Here is a 16,868-nt window from a genome sequence, read left to right as displayed (position 1 = left end):
CACGGTAAGGGGTTTTCTCCTTACAAGAGAGGGGCAGTGCCGTTGGCCTGCCCCTCTTCCTTTGTCTCTCGAGATGATTTTGAGGAGGTGATTCAACTGACCGTCAGCGGGAGAACATCCTCTCTATCTTCTCGCGATACATCTCGCTTATCACGTGGCGTTTCACCTTGAGCGAGGGTGTGAGCTCCACGCCCACTTCGAAGGGTTTCGCGATGACCTCGAAGCGGAAGATCCTCTCGAAAGGTTTGAAACCCTGGGCCGGGCTGATGAGTCGCTGGATCTCGTCGTTGATCGCCTCCTGGACCTCTGCCTGTTCCACCAGGTCCTCGTACTCCATGTAGGTGAGGCCTTTCTCCCTCGCGTATTCCTCTATCCGCTCCCTGTTGGGGACGATGAGGGCGCCCAGGAACTTCTGGTCCTGTCCCACCACCATCGCGTTCTCGATGAACTCTGACTCCTTGAGCTTCTCCTCGATGGGACCTGGCTCCACGTTCTCTCCGCCCCGGAGCACGATGGTGTCCTTTGCGCGGCCGACTATGGCGAACTCCCGACCATGGGTGAATCGTACCAGATCCCCCGTGTTGAGCCATCCGTCCTTGAGCACCTCGGCCGTGGCCTCGGGGCGCTTGTAGTAGCCGAGCATCACCTGGGGACTCTTCACCCAGAGCACCCCCTTGTGTCCAGGAGGCAAGGGATCTCCGTGTTCCCCGACCACCTTGTACTCCACCTCGTCGAGGAGGGGCCCCACCGTACCCACCATGGGGGCCTTTTGGTTCCGCACGGCGAGCACAGGCCCTGTCTCGGTGAGGCCGTAGCCCTCGAGGACCTGGATGCCCACGGCCTGGAAAAAAGTGTCCACATGGGGGGGGAGGGCACCACCACCCGAAACGCCCGTCTTGAACCTGCCGCCGAGTTTTGCCTTGAGCTTTCGAAAGACGAGTACCTCTCCGAGGCCACGGAAGGGGGCGAGGAGCACGAGGGGGAGGAAGGCCACCACCTTGTCGAGGATGCGGTTCCGGGGGAGGAAGTCGGGCAGAAGTCCGCGGAACATGTTGGAGAAATAGGCATAGAGCTGTCCCACCCCCACGAAGAAGTGGAAGAGGACCCTGGAGACGGCCGGGCCCTTGTTCACGTTGCGGTAGACCGCGTTCCGTATCCCTTCGAAGACCCGGGGAACCGCAGCGAGCCACTGCGGGCTCACCTTGGCCATATCCTCGAGAAGGATCTTCCCCACCGGTTTCGAATAGGCCACGGCGCCTCCGCGTTCCATGAGAACATAGTCCACGGCACGTTCGAAGGAATGCCATATCGGGAGGATGGAGAGAAAGATGTCTCCCACCTCGACGTCGAGAGGTTTCTTGAGTTTGTCGATCTGAAAGATGAAGCTGCGGTGGGGGAGCATCACTCCTTTGGGCTCTCCCGTCGTACCGGAGGTGTAGATGATGGTGGCGAGGTCGTCGCCCGTTCCCTGATCTATCTCTCGATCGATGAGCTGGGGGTCCTGGGAGAGGAGGGCCTTTCCCTTCTCTCTTAATTCACCGAACGTGGTGCACGCAACACCCTCAGGGAGCTCACACTCTTCCGGGGTGCCTTCAATGAGGATCACCTGGGAGAGTCCTCCAAGTTGCTCCTTTCGGGAGAAGACTTTTTTCACCAGATCTGGTTTTTCTATGATGACCCGCGTGCACTCTGCGTGCGAGAGGATGTAGGCGATCTCCTCCGCCGTAGAATCGCTTCCCCGCGGCACGTCCACCGCGCCCAGGGAGAGTAGCGCCATGTCCAAGGTGATCCACTCCCACCTGTTGTCGCTTATGAGCCCCACGTGTTCGCCCCGCTCGATTCCCATGTCCTTGAGCCCGGCCGCCGTCTCCTTCACCGTGGACCACCACTCCCTGTACGGTGTGGGCTGGAAGACCCCCTGGGAGTCTTTCACATAGAGGGCGACTGCCTCGGGGAACTCTTCGAGGATCTTTCGCCTCATACGTTGAGGCAGGGTCTCGTATACCGTACTCATAAACGCTCCTCTCGATAGAATCAAAGAGGAGGGGCGACGGCCCCTCCTCTCCATCATTTCACCTCTGCTGGGACATCCCCCACCAGGCAGAGCCATTCGGCCTCGGCGGCGAGCTCGTCGCCCACATAGGCCTTGCCGCTCTGTTTTATCATGCGGCTCGAGATCCGCTGGTTGGTGATCACCAGCTTCACCCTGTCACCCGGTCTCACCTGGCGTCTGAACTTCGCCTTCTCTATGGTGGCCAGGAAGAAGAGCTTGTCGTCGGCGATGAGCCCCTTCTCCCGCACACCGGCCCCGCCGCACTGGGCCATGGTTTCCACCAGGATCACTCCGGGAACGACCGGGTATCCGGGGAAGTGTCCCTTGAAGAAGAAGTCCTTCTCCGTGAACGTCCTGTACCCGACGATCTCCTCGTCGCTGACCTTCTCCAGCTCTTCCACGAAAAGGAATGGTTCCCTGTGGGGAAGAAGTGCGGTGATGTCCTGCATGTCACAGCTCCTTTCCTTGCATCGTCTCGAAATAATCCACCATAACTGTCCATGATAGTATATATGGAAATCCGGAAAGACACAAGTAAAAATCGGCCGATGGCCGAAAAACCATTGACGAAGCCTCCGCCACGTGCTAGCGTCTTCCTGAAGGAGACTGCACGCGGAGGAAAGAATGAATCTGGAAGAGATCTTCGCCCTCATGGACCGGTTCGAGAAGAGCGGCCTCGACGTCCTCAAGATAGAACAGGAGGATTTCACCATCGTCTTGAAGAAACACCCGGCTGTCCCTGCATCACAGCCGGTCATGATCGCGTCGCACCCCGCAACTCCGCAGGCGGCGCCGGTGGCTGCCCCCACCACCCAGGAGGGTGCAGAGGGCATCTCTGCTGCGGCACCGGGAGCCCCCGACCTCGAGGTCATCACCTCGCCCATCGTGGGCACCTTCTACCGGGCCCCCTCCCCCGATGCGCCTCCCTTCGTGGAGGAAGGGCAGAGGGTCGAGCGGGGGCAGACGTTGTGCATCATCGAAGCCATGAAGATCATGAACGAGCTCGAGGCCGAGTTCCCCATGGAAATCGTGCGCGTCCTGGCAGAGAACGGGCAGATGGTGGAGTACGGTACCCCGCTCTTCGAGGTGAGGCGTCTATGATCCGATCGGTCTTCATCGCGAACAGGGGTGAGATCGCGGTCCGTATCATCCGAACATGCAAGGAGATGGGGATCCGTACCGTGGTGGCCTGCTCGGAGGCGGATCGCACCTCGCTCGCCGTGCGGATGGCCGACGAGGCGGTGTGCGTGGGACCTCCGCCCGCATCCGAGAGCTACCTCAATCAGAGCAACCTCATCGCCGCAGCGGTCCTCAAAGGGTGTGACGCCGTGCACCCCGGATTCGGCTTCCTCTCGGAACGGGCGGACTTCGCCCGCAGGGTGAGGGAGGAGGGCCTCGTCTTCATCGGCCCCTCGCCCGAGGTGATCCACCTTCTGGGGGACAAGGTCCAGGCCAAGGAGACCGCTCGGAAGTACGGCGTACCGGTGATTCCGGGGAGCGACGGCGCGGTGGAAGACGTGGCGCAGGCCAGGGCCCTCGTGAGGGAGATGGGCTTTCCCGTGATCGTCAAGGCCGCGGCAGGTGGCGGAGGGAAGGGGATGCGGATCGTGTGGAAGGAGGAGGACCTCGAGCGTACGCTCCGCATCGCCTCGCAGGAGGCCGAGAAGGCCTTCTCCGACGGCACCCTCTATATCGAGAAGTTCCTCCAGAATCCTCGACACGTGGAGGTCCAGCTCCTCGGCGATGCCCACGGCAACGTGGTCCACCTCGGGGAGCGGGACTGTTCCGTGCAGAAGAACCACCAGAAGCTGGTGGAAGAGAGCCCCTCGCCGGTCGTCACTCCCGAGATGCGCAAGGCCATGGGTGAGGCAGCGGTGCGACTCTTCAAGGGCATAGGGTATGTGGGAGCCGGCACGGTTGAGTTCCTCGTGGCCGACGGTCGGTTCTACTTCATGGAGGTGAACGCCCGCATCCAGGTGGAGCACCCGGTGACCGAGATGATCACCGGCGTGGACATCGTGCGGGAGCAGATTCGGGCAGCGGGAGGTGAGCGGCTCTCCCTCACCCAGGATGAGGTGCGTCTCGACGGATACGCCCTCGAGTGCAGGATCAACGCCCTCTCGCCCGGAAAGGTGACGGCCTTCCACGCCCCTGCAGGCTTCAAGACCAGGATCGACAGCTACCTCTACACCGGTGCCGAGGTCCCGGCCTTCTACGACTCCCTGGTGGCCAAGGTGATCGTAGGTGCCTCCACGAGGGAAGAAGGGATCGCCCGGATGCTCCGCGCCCTCGACGAGCTCGTGGTGGAGGGGATCACGGTGAACACCGACCTCCAGAAGCGCATCGTCTCCCATCCCATCTTCCGGAGCGGTCGGTTCGGTACCGACGTGCTCGAGAAGATCCTCGAGGAAGGAGGCCAGGAATGAAACTCGGAGACGTCTTCCGGAAGGTCTTCGGCGGGGTGGGGGCGCCTCAGCGTCCAGGACTCAAGCCCGTGCTCGGCCTCGACCCCCGACGGTTCGTGGAAAAGAAACACCAATGCCCCGTGTGCCAGACCCATGTGGATTCCTGGGATCTCAAGGAACACCTCTATGTATGCCCCTCATGTGATTATCACTTCAGACTCGACGCATGGGAGCGGATTGAGCTCCTGGTGGACGAGGGCTCTTTCGAGGAATATGACGCCCACCTCAGGAGCGATGATCCCCTCGGCTTCCCGGAGTACAGAGAGAAGCTCCAGTCGGCCATGGTGAAGACCGGACTCAACGAGGCGGTGGTAAACGGCAAGGGCGCCGTAGAGGGGAGGGAACTCCTCCTCTCGGTGATGAGCTTCTTCTTCATCGGGGGAAGCATGGGCTCTGTCGTGGGTGAGAAGGTGATGCGGGCCATGCTCCGCGCCATCGACATGCGGCTCCCGCTCCTGATCTGCACGGCTTCGGGAGGGGCCCGTATGCAGGAGGGCATCTTCTCCCTCATGCAGATGGCCAAGACCTCCCACGCAGCGGCCCTCATGGAGAAGGAGCGTATCCCTCTCTTCATCCTCCTCACCGACCCCACCACGGGAGGGGTCACCGCCTCGTTCGCCATGCTGGGTGATGTAATCCTCGCCGAGCCCGGAGCCCTCATCGGGTTTGCAGGTCCGCGCGTGATCGAGGGGACCATCCGGCAGAAGCTCCCAGAGGGGTTCCAGCGTGCGGCCTTCCAGCAGGAGAAAGGCTTCGTCGATGCAGTGGTGCATCGTAGAGATCTGAGGAAGACCATCGCCTTCCTCGTGGATACCCACAAGATCCCCCAGCGGGGATGGCTCGGCACAAAGGGGGCGTAGATGGACGAGATAAGGATCCACCTGGAGAAACTAAAGGCCTCGATAGAACGCACACGTCCCGACCTCCTGCCCGACCTCGACCTCCTCATAAAGAAGTGGGAAGAGAAGACGAAGGAGGAACAGCGGGTCTCGGCATGGCACAGGGTGGAGCTCGCCAGACACATCCAGCGGCCCACCACGCTCGATTACATCCAGCGCATCTTCGACTCCTTCATGGAACTCCACGGCGATCGTGGGTGTGGGGACGACCCCGCGATCGTGGGAGGGATCGCCCTCTTCGAGGGATTCCCGGTCACGGTGATAGGTCACCAGAAGGGCCGGAACATGAAGGAGAACCTCATGCGCAACTATGGCATGGCCCATCCTGAGGGGTACCGCAAGGCCCTCAGACTCGCCAAACAGGCCGAGAAGTTCTCGCGACCTGTGATCACCTTCATCGACACCTCAGGGGCCTATCCCGGCATGACCGCGGAGGAACGGGGGATCGGAGAGGCCATCGCCCGCAATCTCAAGGAGTTTAGTGTGCTCGAGGTACCGGTAGTCTGCGTGGTGATAGGAGAGGGCGGTTCAGGAGGAGCCCTCGGGATAGGTGTGGGGGACGAGATCTACATGCTGGAGAACGCCATCTATTCGGTGATCTCACCCGAGGGATGTGCCTCCATCCTCCTGCGGGACGCTTCCAAGGCCAAGGAAGCTGCAGAGCTCATGAAGCTCACGGCTCAGGATTTGCTCGCCTTTGGGATCATCGACGGGATCGTCCCGGAACCGCCGGGAGGGGCGCACATTGATCCAGACTTTACCGCAGGGGAAATCAAGAAGACCATCCGGGATGCGCTCAAGCGGCTCAGGCAGAAGAAACCCGGGCAGCTCGTGAAGGAACGGAGCCAGAAATACTTCTCCATCGGTGTGTTCGAGGAGGGAGGGGAGGAAGGTTCCTCGCTTCTCCGCCGCCTCTTCGGCCAGCAGACCGGTGCCTGACCGGACCGCCACCCTCCTCACTCCTCTTCCTACCGGCGGGCGGGACACCTCCCGGCCTCGCCTCACCACCCTCAGGAATCCCGCCTTCCGGGGGGCGACCGTTCAGAACGTGGCGCCTCCCCCCAGCACCCACACCACCGTCGCACCCGGATCCCACACGCCCCCCATCCCCAACGCGCCCAGCACCCCCAGCACCCCACCCACGGCCACGCCCCACACCCATCCGCCTCGTCCTCGGCTCCTCCGCACGAGCCCGCGCCAGACCCCCATCCCCCCCAGCAGCACCAGCACCCCACCCGCCCCGAGCCGGGCGATCACCGGGTGCGCCTCCCGGAACGACCGGGCCGCGTCGTAGAGCCCGAGGGCCCATCCCGAGAGCGCGGCGTTGAGCACGAACACCCGGTTCGTCACGATGAGCACCCCTACCCCCACCAGGAACCCCCCCGAGACCAGCCTCACCCCCGTGGCGTGGCGCTTGAAGAACGAGAGCACCCCCTCGAGCCGCTCGAAGAACACCGCCACCAGGAGGAACGGCACCCCCAGGCCGACCGCGTAGAGGAGGAGTGCTCCGATCGCCGTCCCCGCCCCCTGCGCCTGACCCGCGAGCACCAGGATCCCCGCCAGGATCGGCCCCACGCACGGACTCCACCCCGCCCCGAAGGCCAGCCCCAGGACCACCGCCTGGATGAACCCCGCCCGGGCCCTCACGTGTACCCTTCGCTCCACGTTCAACCCCGGGACCAGATCGAACGCCGTGTGGATCCCGAACAGGATGACGAGCCCACCCGAGACCCAGCGCACCCAGTCCAGGGAGAAGAACCCCACCAGCCGGGAGGTCACGAACCCCAGCACCGCGAACACGATCGAGAACCCCAGCACGAACCCCAGCGCCGCACGGAGCACCGCCCCCCGTTCCTCACCGATCGACCGTACCGACACCCCCGAGACGAGGGAGAGGTACACCGGCACCATCGGGAGCACACACGGTGAGAGGAAGGAGAGCACCCCTCCAAGGAGGGCCAGAGGGAGCACCGCGATCCCGCTCATTCCGCGAGGACCCTCTTGATCGCCTCGTAGACCACCTGGGCATCCCAGTTACGCGCCCCCACGAGCTTCCCCCTCACGTTCCCCTCTTTATCGATGAAGTAGGTGGTGGGGATCCCCGACACCGCGTACATGCGCGCCACCTGACCCGTGGCATCGAGAAGCACGGGGAAGGTGTACCCGTTCTCCTTGATGAACGAGCTCACCTGGCTCCTCTGTTCCTGCACATCCACCGCGAGGAAGACCACATCCTCTCCCTTAAGCGCCCTCACCATGGTTTCGATCGACGGCATCTCCATACGGCACGGCGGGCACCACGTGGCCCAGAAGTTGAGGAGCACCACCTTACCCCTGTAATCCGAGAGCGAGACCTGTCCCCCCTCGAGCAGGGGGAGCATGAACTCCGGCGCGGGTACCGGGGTGGACGGCGTACTGAACCCCGCCCGTGCGAGATACCCCTCCAACGACTCCTCCATCGAGACGCTCACCCGTTCGAGAGCCTTCTGCCCCACCCCGGTCGCCTGCTTCTGGGATTCCGACTGCTGCTCACTGCACCCCATCGTCGCAAGGGAGAGCACCAACACCATCGCCCACCACCTCATGAAGACCTCCTCGTGATAAATATAGGAAAAATATTATATTTATGACTAAAAAAATCAAGCCTTTCCGGACCGCACATCCTCTCACCGACCCCCGAGCCACAGGAGCGCGAGCACGCCCATGTTGTAGAGGGCATGGGCCCACGCCACCTCGTGTATGTTGCCGCCTCGGGCGTACCGAACCCCCAGGAAGAGACCCAGGAGGAAGGTGAACCCCCCGCCGTACCACCCTCCCTCGTAGAGGTGTCCCATGGCGAACAGGAGTGCGGAAAGACCCGTCGCCACCCAGCCCGGCGCACCCAGTACCGTGAGACGACCCATGACATACCCACGGAAGACCACCTCCTCCCAGTACCCCGTGATCAGCGAGAAGAGGAAGGCCCAGAGGGGAAAGAAGGACGACGTCATCCGGAAAGGGAGCACCTCGTCCGGCCGGATATCCTGGAAGACGAGTGCCCACGATCCCACCAGCACTCCCATCCCCAGGAGGGTGACCAGGACCCGGCCGGGACGCACTTCCCTCACCCCCCCAACGGGAAAGGGAGGCACGCCCCAGCGGACCATGACCTTCCTGAGGAAGAGCACCAGGGTCATCAATGGGAGCGCTCCCAGCCCGTAGACCAGGACAAAATCGGGAGAAAGTGTTACACTGATAGGATCGGGGCCCACCGCATACTGCGATGCATACCCCGGGACGAGGAGAAGGAGGAGGACCCCCATCTCCGCGAGGACCAGGCGCTGTAGGCGTCCCACGTGAAGGTCATAACAGGAATTCTCGTAAGCATCAAGGATACCACGCGATACGTCGAAAAGGGTAATGTATGACCGTGTTCTTCATCATCATGGGCATCTCCCTCTTCGCCTTCCTCATCGGGTTCCAGAGGATGGGCGGGTTCACCTTTCCCTGGATCAAGTTCTACGTGGAAGGGAAAGAGGCGGGATTCTCCTTCAGTGACCTCAATCTCCTCAGGCGTCTTGCCGTGGACAACCACCTCAAGGATCCCACGGCCCTCTTCTGGTCGGAGAAGACCCTCAACCTCTGTATACGGAACACCATCGTCAAGTTCAGGAACCAGGGGCGGGAGCACGATCCGCACTCCATAGAGTACATAGGCCGGCTCTTCGACTACCGAAAGCGGGTGGAGTTCAGCCTCCCCAAGTACCGCCTGGGATTGAGGAGCACACGAGAGATAGAGGCGGGACAGATTCTCAGGATCATCCTCCCCGAGATGAGAGGGCGCATCTTCACCAGTTCCGTGGTGGAGAACATGAGAAAGTACATCGCCATAAGCTATCCCCAGAGTCCTCACCCGATTCCTCCCGATTTCTCCTGGATGGGAAGGGAGATACACGTCTATTTCTGGCGAAAGGACGATGCCGGGTATTTCTTCACGAGCAGGGTGCTCGGCGACTTCAAGGAGAGGAAGTTCGAGATCCTCCACATCGATCACGCCGAGGAACTCGTCCGAACCCAGAAGCGCAAGTCGATACGCCTCCCCATAGCCGTTCCGGCTCTCATCTTCCCTCTCAAGGACATCCATCAGGCGAGCGAGGAACCGGAGAAGATGGGAGGCTTCAAGTGTCGTATGGTGGACGTCTCCGAAGACGGGGCCGCGGTCCTGGTGGGAGGGCGCGCGAAGCCCGGTATCCCCGTGAAGATCCAGTTCCGCCTCGGGGAGGACCTGATCGTCATGTGCGGCATGGTGAAGGGGGTCTCGTACAAGAAGAAGACCCACCAGTCCATCCTCCACATCCAGAGCGTACCGCTCTCACGGAAGATGAAGAACACCATACTCACCCACGTCTACAAAGTCTTCGATGTAGAGGAAGGGGGGAAGGGCAGACCTCCGGTCTCTCCCGCTCCCGGAACGGACGTATCTCGAAAAAACGGTTGAAATTCCACACTTTTCCCATTACTCTCTCTAGTAAGGAGCAGGACGATGAAAAAGATACTCGCCTTTGCGACAGGGCTTTTTCTCTTTGTCACAGGGTCGGCAGGTGCCCAGGAAGCCGCCGAGAGCGGGGAGCTCGCGACCTACCGGGAGCAGTTCCAGAACGCCTCCCTTCCGGTGAAGGTCCAGATCGTCACCGACGCCCTCGAACTGGGGAGGACCGACTTCGGCCCCCTCTACAAGGACGCCCTCACCTATGTGGTCAACCAGAGGGACAAGCTCAAAGGCGATCCTGCCCTCCGGGAACTCGCCGCTCTCGCAGTCCGGGGGGTCGACGAGACCGCCTATGCCCCGGCCGCCCTCGACCTGTGGACCCTCTTCGAGGCCGACGAAGAGACCACCCTCCGAGTCTCCATCTTTAAGGCCCTCCAGAAGATCGTACGGCCGGGCGATCCGGTCATGGAGGGAGTCCATAGGTGGTTGCAGGAACAGAACGCGGGCGCCCTCGTCTCAGGGGTCCAGCGCGACAGGCAGGTGCTCGAGGCCTGCATGGACGCACTCGCGGTCATAGGTGATCCTGCGTCCTTCGATCCCCTTGTCCATACGATCCTGGTCCAGTACTCGCAGACCATCACCCAGAAGGCGTTCCAGGCCCTCCTCTCACTCGGGGACGTCGATGTGGTCGACGGTCTCGGGCGGATGATGGAGAGGGAACAACAGGAAGTCCGGGAGAAGATCTACGAGGTCTTCACCACGGCCCCTGCCCTCACCGAGGAACAGCACAGGAGGGTGGCGGAGAAGGCCCTCGAAGTGGCTATCGAGGTCATAAAGGCCCTTCCCGCGCCCCTCAAGCAGGTGAGCATGTGGCGGTACCGCATCGCCTCTTTCCTGGTGGAGAACCCTCCTGAAGGGAGCTTCACTCCGGTGGCCATCGATCACTTCAACCTCACCCTCCTCGAGTACGACAGAGGGATCGCGCCGCGGAGTGCCGTGGCCGAAGCCGTGGCTCTCCTCGGTGCCATGGATACCGACGAGGCCGCGGAACGGCTCACCGCCTACCTCGACCTCATCAATACCTACACCGAGCGGAGTCTCCACTACGACATCCAGATCACCCTTGCGGTGATCGAAAATCTCAAGAACCTGGGGAGGAAGGTCGCCTACAACAGCCTCCTCTACACCACCTTCCTCAACTATCCCGCCCGGATAAAGAATGCAGCACGGGAAGCCATGCAGGCCCTCAACGATTGAGGTTGCAGCATACGGGACACTGTGGGCCGGCCTCCTCGTCACAGGGGGCTGGCTCTTTCTGTGGGTCACGTTCCCCCTCCTCGGTGTTCCGGGATCCTTCATGGCAGGGATCGTGCTGGCTTCGTATGGCCTCGCCTCTTCCCTCATGGACAGGCGCATTTTTCTCGTCACCGTATTCCTCGCGATCGGCATTTTCGGGGGATTGGGGTGGCGTGTGGCGGAGGGGAATGGATATCTGGGCCTTCCGAGGGATCGTATCACACGTGTACAGGGGGTGGTGGTGGAGGACTCACGATGGCGGGGTCGTTGGTGGGAGACGGAGCTCTCGGTGCATGGGGTGGAGGGGAGAGACACCAGCCGGACTGCGGCACGACTCCGATGTCTCTTCAGGAGTCCCGAGGGGCCGTTTTGGAGGGGGATGGAGGTGGAGGGGGGCCTGGAAGGATATGCCGACGACGGGGCTCTGAGGGGACGTCTCGAGTTCCAGGGCTGGACATCGCCGGTCGCACGGCTCAGGGCGGAGGCGCAGGAGAGGGTCCGGCGCCTCCTCTCCCGCTGGGAACCCGAGTGCGCTGCCCTCTTCACCGCCCTCTTTCTCGGTGACAGGCACCTCATCCCCACACCCCTCTACGAGCGGTTCAGGGAGGCCGGGGCACTCCACGTGCTCGCCCTCTCCGGCCTCCACGCGGGGATCATCGTCGGCCTTCTCGCCCTGCTCCTGCGCCCCCTCCCCGGATCGTCCTGGAAGCCCTTCGCGGCGGCGGCCGGGCTCTGGATCTACGTGTGGTTCGTAGGCCCCTATCCCTCGCTCCTCCGCGCATCCCTGCTGGTGGGCCTCTCGCTGTTCCTCCTCCCCCGGAAGATCCCCGCTCCCTCCCTCCTGGGGACTCTGCTCCTCTTCATGGTGCTCTTCCTCCCTCGTGCACTCTTCTCCCTCAGCGGGATGCTCTCCATGACGGCCTTTGCGGGCATCGTCTTTCTCGCTCCCCTCCTTCGGACCGTGGTGATCCGGTTCCTGCCGGACCTCCTCGCCGTGCCCCTTTCGGTGGGCGCAGGAGCCTTCCTCGGTACGGCACCCGTGGTCTCGCTCGTCTTCTCCTCCCTCCCCCTCCAGGGCCTCCTCTCGGGTCTCTTCATCGTACCCTGCGCGGCAGGATTCCTCCTCCTGGGTATTGCGAGAGTCGCTCTCGAGGCCCTGGGAGGCACGCTCCTCGCCGGGGCCCATAGGACCCTGCTCTCCGTGTTCCTGTGGGTGGTGGAGGCCTGGGGCGGTCTTCCTTCACTTCCGGGGCCTTTCCCGGGTATACTGCTTCTCATGGGAGCAGTGGCGATGCCCTTCGTATGCAGATCCATCCCATGGGGAGGGGCGGCTCGTGGGTGAGACCTCGTACCCCATCCGGATGAGGGAGCTCATGGCACGCCACGGGCTCCGCGCCTTGAAGCGGTTCGGCCAGCACTTCCTCGTGCGGGACGACGTGCTCAGGAGGATCGTGCGGGCCCTCGATCTCCATCCCGGGGAGCAGGTCTGGGAGATCGGGCCGGGGATAGGCGCCCTCACCGCCCATCTCCTCGACGAGGGAGTGGAGGTGGTGGGCTTCGAGATCGACAGGGGATTCGTCTCGATCCTCAGAGAGGAGTTCGGCGAGGCGCCGCTCACCATCGTGGAAGGCGATGTGCGGGACACATGGCGCACCGTGTACCAGAGACGTGTCCCACACCGGGTGGTGGGGAACCTCCCCTACAACGTCGCCACGAGCATCATCCTCGACTTTCTCGAAGGTGGACTCGTGGTCCCCCAGGTCTTCATGGTCCAGAGAGAGGTGGCGGAACGCATGGCCGCCTCGGTGGGGAGCCCGGCATACGGAGCCCTCTCCGTGATCGTGGGTACCTTCTATCGTTGTGAACTGCTCTTCCACGTGCCTCCTACGGCCTTCTATCCCCGGCCGAAAGTCTGGTCCTCCGTCCTCCGCCTCCATCCCGTCACCTCTCCGGTGTCGCAGGAAGACATTCCCTCGTTCCTCTCGTTCGTCTGGAACCTCTTCAGATACCGCAGGAAGATGCTGAAGAACGTACTCCTTCGGTCACCGTTGGGGGCAGAGGGAGTGGAGGAGGTGGGTTCGCTCCTCGAGAGGGTAGGGATAGACCCTACCCTCAGGGCGGAGCAGCTCCCCCTCGATCGCATCCACGCGCTGTGGAAGGAGCAGGGGACTAGATGATACCCAGGTCCTCGAGCACGGTTTTGACAAGTCGTTTCTTGTCCTCGGCCAGGGGACAGAGCGGAAGACGGTAGACCTCCTGGATGGAGAGGGAGGAGAGGAGGGTCATGGCGTACTTGACGGGGATGGGGTTGGTATCTATGAAGATCGCCTTGAAGAGAGGCAGCAGTTCGTAGTGTCTGCGCCGGGCTTCCTCCATGCGCCCCTCGAGCAGGGCCTTCACGAAGGCGCTCATCCTCCCGGGGACGAGATTGCTCGCCACCGAGACCACGCCGTCTCCTCCCAGTGCCACGATGGGAAGGGTGAGGTTGTCGTCACCTGAGAGCACCGCGAACCCGTCCGGCCGTTTGGCGATGATCTCCATGACCTGGGCCATACTCCCGCTCGCCTCCTTCACCCCTGCGATGAGCGGATGTCCGGCGAGACGGAGGATGGTTTCGGGTTCCACGTTCTTGCCCGTGCGGCCGGGGATGTTGTAGACGATCACGGGGAGCTCACACGTCTCGGCAATCGTCACGAAGTGACGGTAGAAGCCTTCCTGGTTCGGCTTGTTGTAGTAGGGAGCCACTTGGAGCGTCGCATCTGCTCCTATCTCCTTGGCCCGTTTCGTCATCTGGATGGCCTCGTCGGTGCAGTTGGATCCCGTCCCTGCGATCACAGGGACCCTTCCCTTCGCCTGATCGACCACCACCTCCACGATCTTCACGTTCTCCTCATGGGTCACCGTGGGACTTTCCCCCGTGGTACCCACAGGAACGAGTCCGTTCACCCCTCCGGCGATCTGGATCTCCACCAGGTCCCTGAGGGCGCCGTAGTCCACGGAACCGTCCTTGTTGAACGGTGTGATGAGTGCGGTGAACACGCCTCTAAACATTGGCTACCTCCCCGAAGATATCGTCGATGAACGTCTCCACCGTGAAGAACCCCTTTCGTCCCAGGAGCCATTCGGCGGCCCTCACCGCCCCCACGGCGAACCCCCTCCGACTCCGGGCCCGGTGGGTGATCTCCACGGTGTCGGCCTCGCTGTCGAGCATGAAGGTGTGGGTTCCGGGCACCTCACCACCGCGTACCGAGGCCACGTGGAGCTCATCGGGCTCCGGAGCCCGGGAGAGTCGGTCGATCACCACCCGCTTCTTGGTCTTGCTTGCCTCTATGATCTTCTGCGCCAGCGTGAGGGCCGTGCCGGAGGGTGAGTCCTTCTTGCGTCTGTGGTGTATCTCATACGCCAGGGCGTCGTACTCGGGGAATGCGTGTGTCAGCCTTGTCGCATGGACTGCGAGGGCGAAGAAGAGGTGCGCTCCTATGGAGAAGTTGGCCCCCCAGAGGTATCCTATCTTTTCGCCCACCATCCGCCTGACTTCCTCGATACGATCCGTCCATCCCGTGGTCCCCACCACGGCCGGCACTCCTGTTTCCACGTAGATGCCACAGTTGGCGACTACGCTCGAGGCATGTGAGAACTCGATCGCCATGTCGGCACCGGAGAGGAGGGAAGGCGTGAGGGTGGGAGCGTCGCCGCTGCCCGAGGGGTCCACCCGGTAGGTGACCTCGTGCCCGCGTTCCCTGAGTACCTGTTCCACCTCTCGTCCCATCCGGCCGTAGCCTACCAGCACCACCTTCATGGTCTTCTCCCTAGTCCTGGGCGAGTGTGGCCGCCGCGGTGTTCACGATGTCGTCCACCGAGCACCCGCGCGACAGGTCGCTCACCGGTTTCGCGAACCCCTGGAGGAACGGCCCGTAGGCCTCTGCCCCTGCGAGCCGCTGGACCAGCTTGTACCCAATGTTCCCTGCATTGAGGTCCGGGAAGATGAGCACGTTCGCGCGACCCGCCACCTGGGAACCGGGTGCCTTCTTCTTGCCCACTTCCGGGACCAGTGCGGCGTCGGCCTGGAGCTCTCCGTCCACCACGAGGTCGGGCCGCTTCGCCTGCACGAGCGTGAGGGCCTCCACCACCTTGTCGACCAGGGGATGCTGGGCGGATCCTTTGGTGGAAAACGAGAGCATGGCCACCACCGGTTCGGCGTTGAGGAAGTTCCTGCACGATTCGGCAGAGGCGATGGTGATCTCCGCGAGTTGCTCCGGACTGGGATCGGGAATGGTGGCGCAGTCCGCGAAGATGAGATGGCCCTCCACCCCCCAGGAAGTGTCCCTCATCTTCATCACGAAGCAGGACGAAGCGTACTTGATGCCCTCGCGCGTCTTTATGATGGTGAGGGCGGCCCTGAGGACGTTTCCCGTGGAGTTCTCCGCCCCCGCCACCATGGCGTCTGCCTTGCCGAGACGCACCATCATGGCCCCCCATCGGAGGGGATCACAGATCTCCTTGTAGGCGGTCTCCTTGGTCATCCCCTTGTGTTTCCTCAGCCGGTGGTATTCCTCCGCGAAGGCCTCGAGGTCGTCGGGCACACCCGGCTGCATCACGCTGATGCCCTCGAGCGAGACCCCTGCCTCGCGCGCCTTCGCCTCCACCTCTCCGGGATCCCCCAGGAGGACCACCTGGGAAGCGAGTCCCTGTTTCCGGATGATCTGTGCGGCCTTTAGGGTTCGTTCTTCCGTTCCTTCGGGGAGCACGAGCCTTCGCTGGCGATCCTTGGCCTTCTTCCACATCTCGGCTACGAAATCCATGTCCTTCTGCTCCTTACGCATCGGTGATTCAAGGGCGATCATGTCCCTCACGAGCTATTATAGATGAGATCCCGTGAAATTGAAATACCGGGGATTGTGAAAGGTGTGCAAACTTTCTATGATGCTCCCATGCGCGTCGGTGTCTACGGGCTCGGCCGGTTCGGTCGGTTCTGGGCGGAGACCCTCGGGACCCGTTTCGAGGTATACGGATACAGTAGGACTCCCAAGGCCATCGCCTCCCGGCATTTCACGCTGACCACCTACGAAGGGCTCCTCTCGTGTGACGTCATCATCCTGTGCGTCTCCATCTCCGCGGTCGAGGAGGTGGCCCGATCTCTCGCCCGGGACCTTTCCCCTTCCACCCTGGTGATGGATACCTGCAGCGTGAAGACCTATCCCCTCGAGGTGCTCTCCAGGACCCTCCCCGACGGGATCGACATCCTGGGGACACACCCCATGTTCGGTCCCGACTCTGCGAGAGAAGGTATCGCCGGTCTCCCCATCGTCCTCACCCCCTGCAGGGTCACGGAGGAAGTGAGTTCCTTCTGGGAGGAGACCTTCCGGGAGATGGGGCTCAGCGTCCATCGGATGACGGCAGAGGAACACGACAGGGAGGCGGCCTACACACAGGGTATCACCCACTTCGTGGGGAGAGTCCTCGGGGAGCTCCACCTCGAGGACAGCCCGATCGCCACCGTCGGGTACAGGAAGCTCCTGGAGATCCGGGAACAGACCTGCAACGATCCCTGGCAGCTCTTCCTGGATCTGCAGCACTACAACCCCTACACGCGCCGGATGCGGGAGGATCTCGCCCAGGCCTTTACCCGCATACTCGCCGTGCTCGACAGGACGCTTGACGGAGGAGCGGACCCCTCTGTACGATAG

Annotated in this window: 17 protein-coding genes; 9 read left to right on the top strand and 8 right to left on the bottom strand. The window is 62.5% G+C overall.

Translation table 11 applies throughout. The features are described 5' to 3' along the window. Nucleotides 1–103: 103 nt before the first annotated feature. Both SPITH_RS06700 and fabZ read right to left on the bottom strand, forming a co-directional pair. On the bottom strand, nucleotides 104–2,014 hold the full coding sequence (locus SPITH_RS06700) for an AMP-dependent synthetase/ligase (protein WP_014624923.1): 1,911 nt from the start codon (nucleotides 2,012–2,014) through the stop codon (nucleotides 104–106). Between the two features lie 53 nt (nucleotides 2,015–2,067). Then, nucleotides 2,068–2,502, bottom strand: coding sequence for a 3-hydroxyacyl-ACP dehydratase FabZ (gene fabZ / locus SPITH_RS06695; RefSeq protein ID WP_014624922.1), 435 nt, complete (start codon nucleotides 2,500–2,502; stop codon nucleotides 2,068–2,070). 175 nt (nucleotides 2,503–2,677) lie between these two features. On the opposite strand from fabZ, the gene accB reads away from it, so the two are divergent. The 4 genes from accB to SPITH_RS06675 are packed head-to-tail and all read left to right on the top strand — an operon-like array spanning nucleotide 2,678 to nucleotide 6,356. Further along, nucleotides 2,678–3,154, top strand: a complete 477-nt coding sequence (gene accB, locus SPITH_RS06690; protein WP_014624921.1) for an acetyl-CoA carboxylase biotin carboxyl carrier protein — start codon at nucleotides 2,678–2,680, stop codon at nucleotides 3,152–3,154. Then, nucleotides 3,151–4,479: an acetyl-CoA carboxylase biotin carboxylase subunit gene (locus tag SPITH_RS06685; protein WP_014624920.1), complete on the top strand. Its 1,329-nt coding sequence runs from the start codon at nucleotides 3,151–3,153 to the stop codon at nucleotides 4,477–4,479. The genes accB and SPITH_RS06685 overlap by 4 nt, the downstream gene beginning before the upstream one ends. Next, nucleotides 4,476–5,378, top strand: a complete 903-nt coding sequence (gene accD / locus SPITH_RS06680) for an acetyl-CoA carboxylase, carboxyltransferase subunit beta (protein WP_014624919.1) — start codon at nucleotides 4,476–4,478, stop codon at nucleotides 5,376–5,378. The genes SPITH_RS06685 and accD overlap by 4 nt, the downstream gene beginning before the upstream one ends. Further along, complete coding sequence (locus SPITH_RS06675) at nucleotides 5,379–6,356, top strand: acetyl-CoA carboxylase carboxyltransferase subunit alpha (RefSeq protein WP_014624918.1); 978 nt, start codon at nucleotides 5,379–5,381, stop codon at nucleotides 6,354–6,356. 102 nt (nucleotides 6,357–6,458) lie between these two features. Here the strand turns inward: SPITH_RS06675 and SPITH_RS12760 are convergent, their stop codons facing one another. The 3 genes from SPITH_RS12760 to SPITH_RS06660 form a co-directional block, all read right to left on the bottom strand. Beyond that, nucleotides 6,459–7,403 carry a cytochrome c biogenesis CcdA family protein gene (locus SPITH_RS12760; RefSeq protein ID WP_014624917.1) on the bottom strand — a complete coding sequence of 315 codons (945 nt, stop codon included), beginning with the start codon at nucleotides 7,401–7,403 and terminating at the stop codon, nucleotides 6,459–6,461. Then, entirely contained in the window at nucleotides 7,400–8,002 is a 603-nt protein-coding gene (locus tag SPITH_RS06665; RefSeq protein ID WP_014624916.1) for a TlpA family protein disulfide reductase, read from the bottom strand. Before SPITH_RS06665 ends, SPITH_RS12760 begins: the two co-directional genes overlap by 4 nt. An 81-nt stretch (nucleotides 8,003–8,083) precedes the next feature. Further along, entirely contained in the window at nucleotides 8,084–8,752 is a 669-nt protein-coding gene (locus SPITH_RS06660) for a CPBP family intramembrane glutamic endopeptidase (RefSeq protein ID WP_155816523.1), read from the bottom strand. A gap of 68 nt (nucleotides 8,753–8,820) precedes the next feature. Between SPITH_RS06660 and SPITH_RS06655 the strand changes: the two genes are divergently transcribed. From SPITH_RS06655 to rsmA, 4 genes are read left to right on the top strand one after another with little or no spacing between them, the layout of a single operon-like run. Further along, nucleotides 8,821–9,894 (top strand): PilZ domain-containing protein, encoded by a 1,074-nt coding sequence (locus SPITH_RS06655; RefSeq protein WP_014624914.1) that lies wholly within the window; start codon nucleotides 8,821–8,823, stop codon nucleotides 9,892–9,894. Nucleotides 9,895–9,939: 45 nt separating this feature from the next. Beyond that, nucleotides 9,940–11,142, top strand: a complete 1,203-nt coding sequence (locus tag SPITH_RS06650; RefSeq protein ID WP_014624913.1) for a hypothetical protein — start codon at nucleotides 9,940–9,942, stop codon at nucleotides 11,140–11,142. Next, on the top strand, nucleotides 11,105–12,523 hold the full coding sequence (locus SPITH_RS06645; RefSeq protein ID WP_014624912.1) for a ComEC/Rec2 family competence protein: 1,419 nt from the start codon (nucleotides 11,105–11,107) through the stop codon (nucleotides 12,521–12,523). The genes SPITH_RS06650 and SPITH_RS06645 overlap by 38 nt, the downstream gene beginning before the upstream one ends. After that, a complete protein-coding gene (gene rsmA, locus SPITH_RS06640; protein ID WP_014624911.1) occupies nucleotides 12,516–13,358 on the top strand; it encodes a 16S rRNA (adenine(1518)-N(6)/adenine(1519)-N(6))-dimethyltransferase RsmA in 843 nt (280 codons plus the stop codon). The genes SPITH_RS06645 and rsmA overlap by 8 nt, the downstream gene beginning before the upstream one ends. Here rsmA and dapA read toward each other — a convergent pair. Genes dapA through pta form a run of 3 tightly spaced genes read right to left on the bottom strand, consistent with a single transcriptional unit; the run spans nucleotide 13,351 to nucleotide 15,983 of the window. After that, nucleotides 13,351–14,232 carry a 4-hydroxy-tetrahydrodipicolinate synthase gene (gene dapA / locus SPITH_RS06635; RefSeq protein ID WP_014624910.1) on the bottom strand — a complete coding sequence of 294 codons (882 nt, stop codon included), beginning with the start codon at nucleotides 14,230–14,232 and terminating at the stop codon, nucleotides 13,351–13,353. The two genes, rsmA and dapA, sit on opposite strands and share 8 nt — an antisense overlap. Then, nucleotides 14,225–14,980 carry a 4-hydroxy-tetrahydrodipicolinate reductase gene (gene dapB, locus SPITH_RS06630; RefSeq protein WP_014624909.1) on the bottom strand — a complete coding sequence of 252 codons (756 nt, stop codon included), beginning with the start codon at nucleotides 14,978–14,980 and terminating at the stop codon, nucleotides 14,225–14,227. The genes dapA and dapB overlap by 8 nt, the downstream gene beginning before the upstream one ends. A gap of 10 nt (nucleotides 14,981–14,990) precedes the next feature. Further along, nucleotides 14,991–15,983, bottom strand: coding sequence for a phosphate acetyltransferase (gene pta, locus SPITH_RS06625; protein ID WP_041624233.1), 993 nt, complete (start codon nucleotides 15,981–15,983; stop codon nucleotides 14,991–14,993). Nucleotides 15,984–16,112: 129 nt separating this feature from the next. Between pta and SPITH_RS06620 the strand changes: the two genes are divergently transcribed. Beyond that, nucleotides 16,113–16,868, top strand: coding sequence for a prephenate dehydrogenase/arogenate dehydrogenase family protein (locus tag SPITH_RS06620; protein WP_014624907.1), 756 nt, complete (start codon nucleotides 16,113–16,115; stop codon nucleotides 16,866–16,868).

This window comes from Spirochaeta thermophila DSM 6578 (assembly GCF_000184345.1).
In the GTDB taxonomy this organism is placed as follows: Bacteria; Spirochaetota; Spirochaetia; order Winmispirales; family Winmispiraceae; genus Winmispira; species Winmispira thermophila.
The sequence above is the reverse complement of the archived record's forward strand: the minus strand, read 5'-3'. Positions and strand labels throughout refer to the sequence as shown.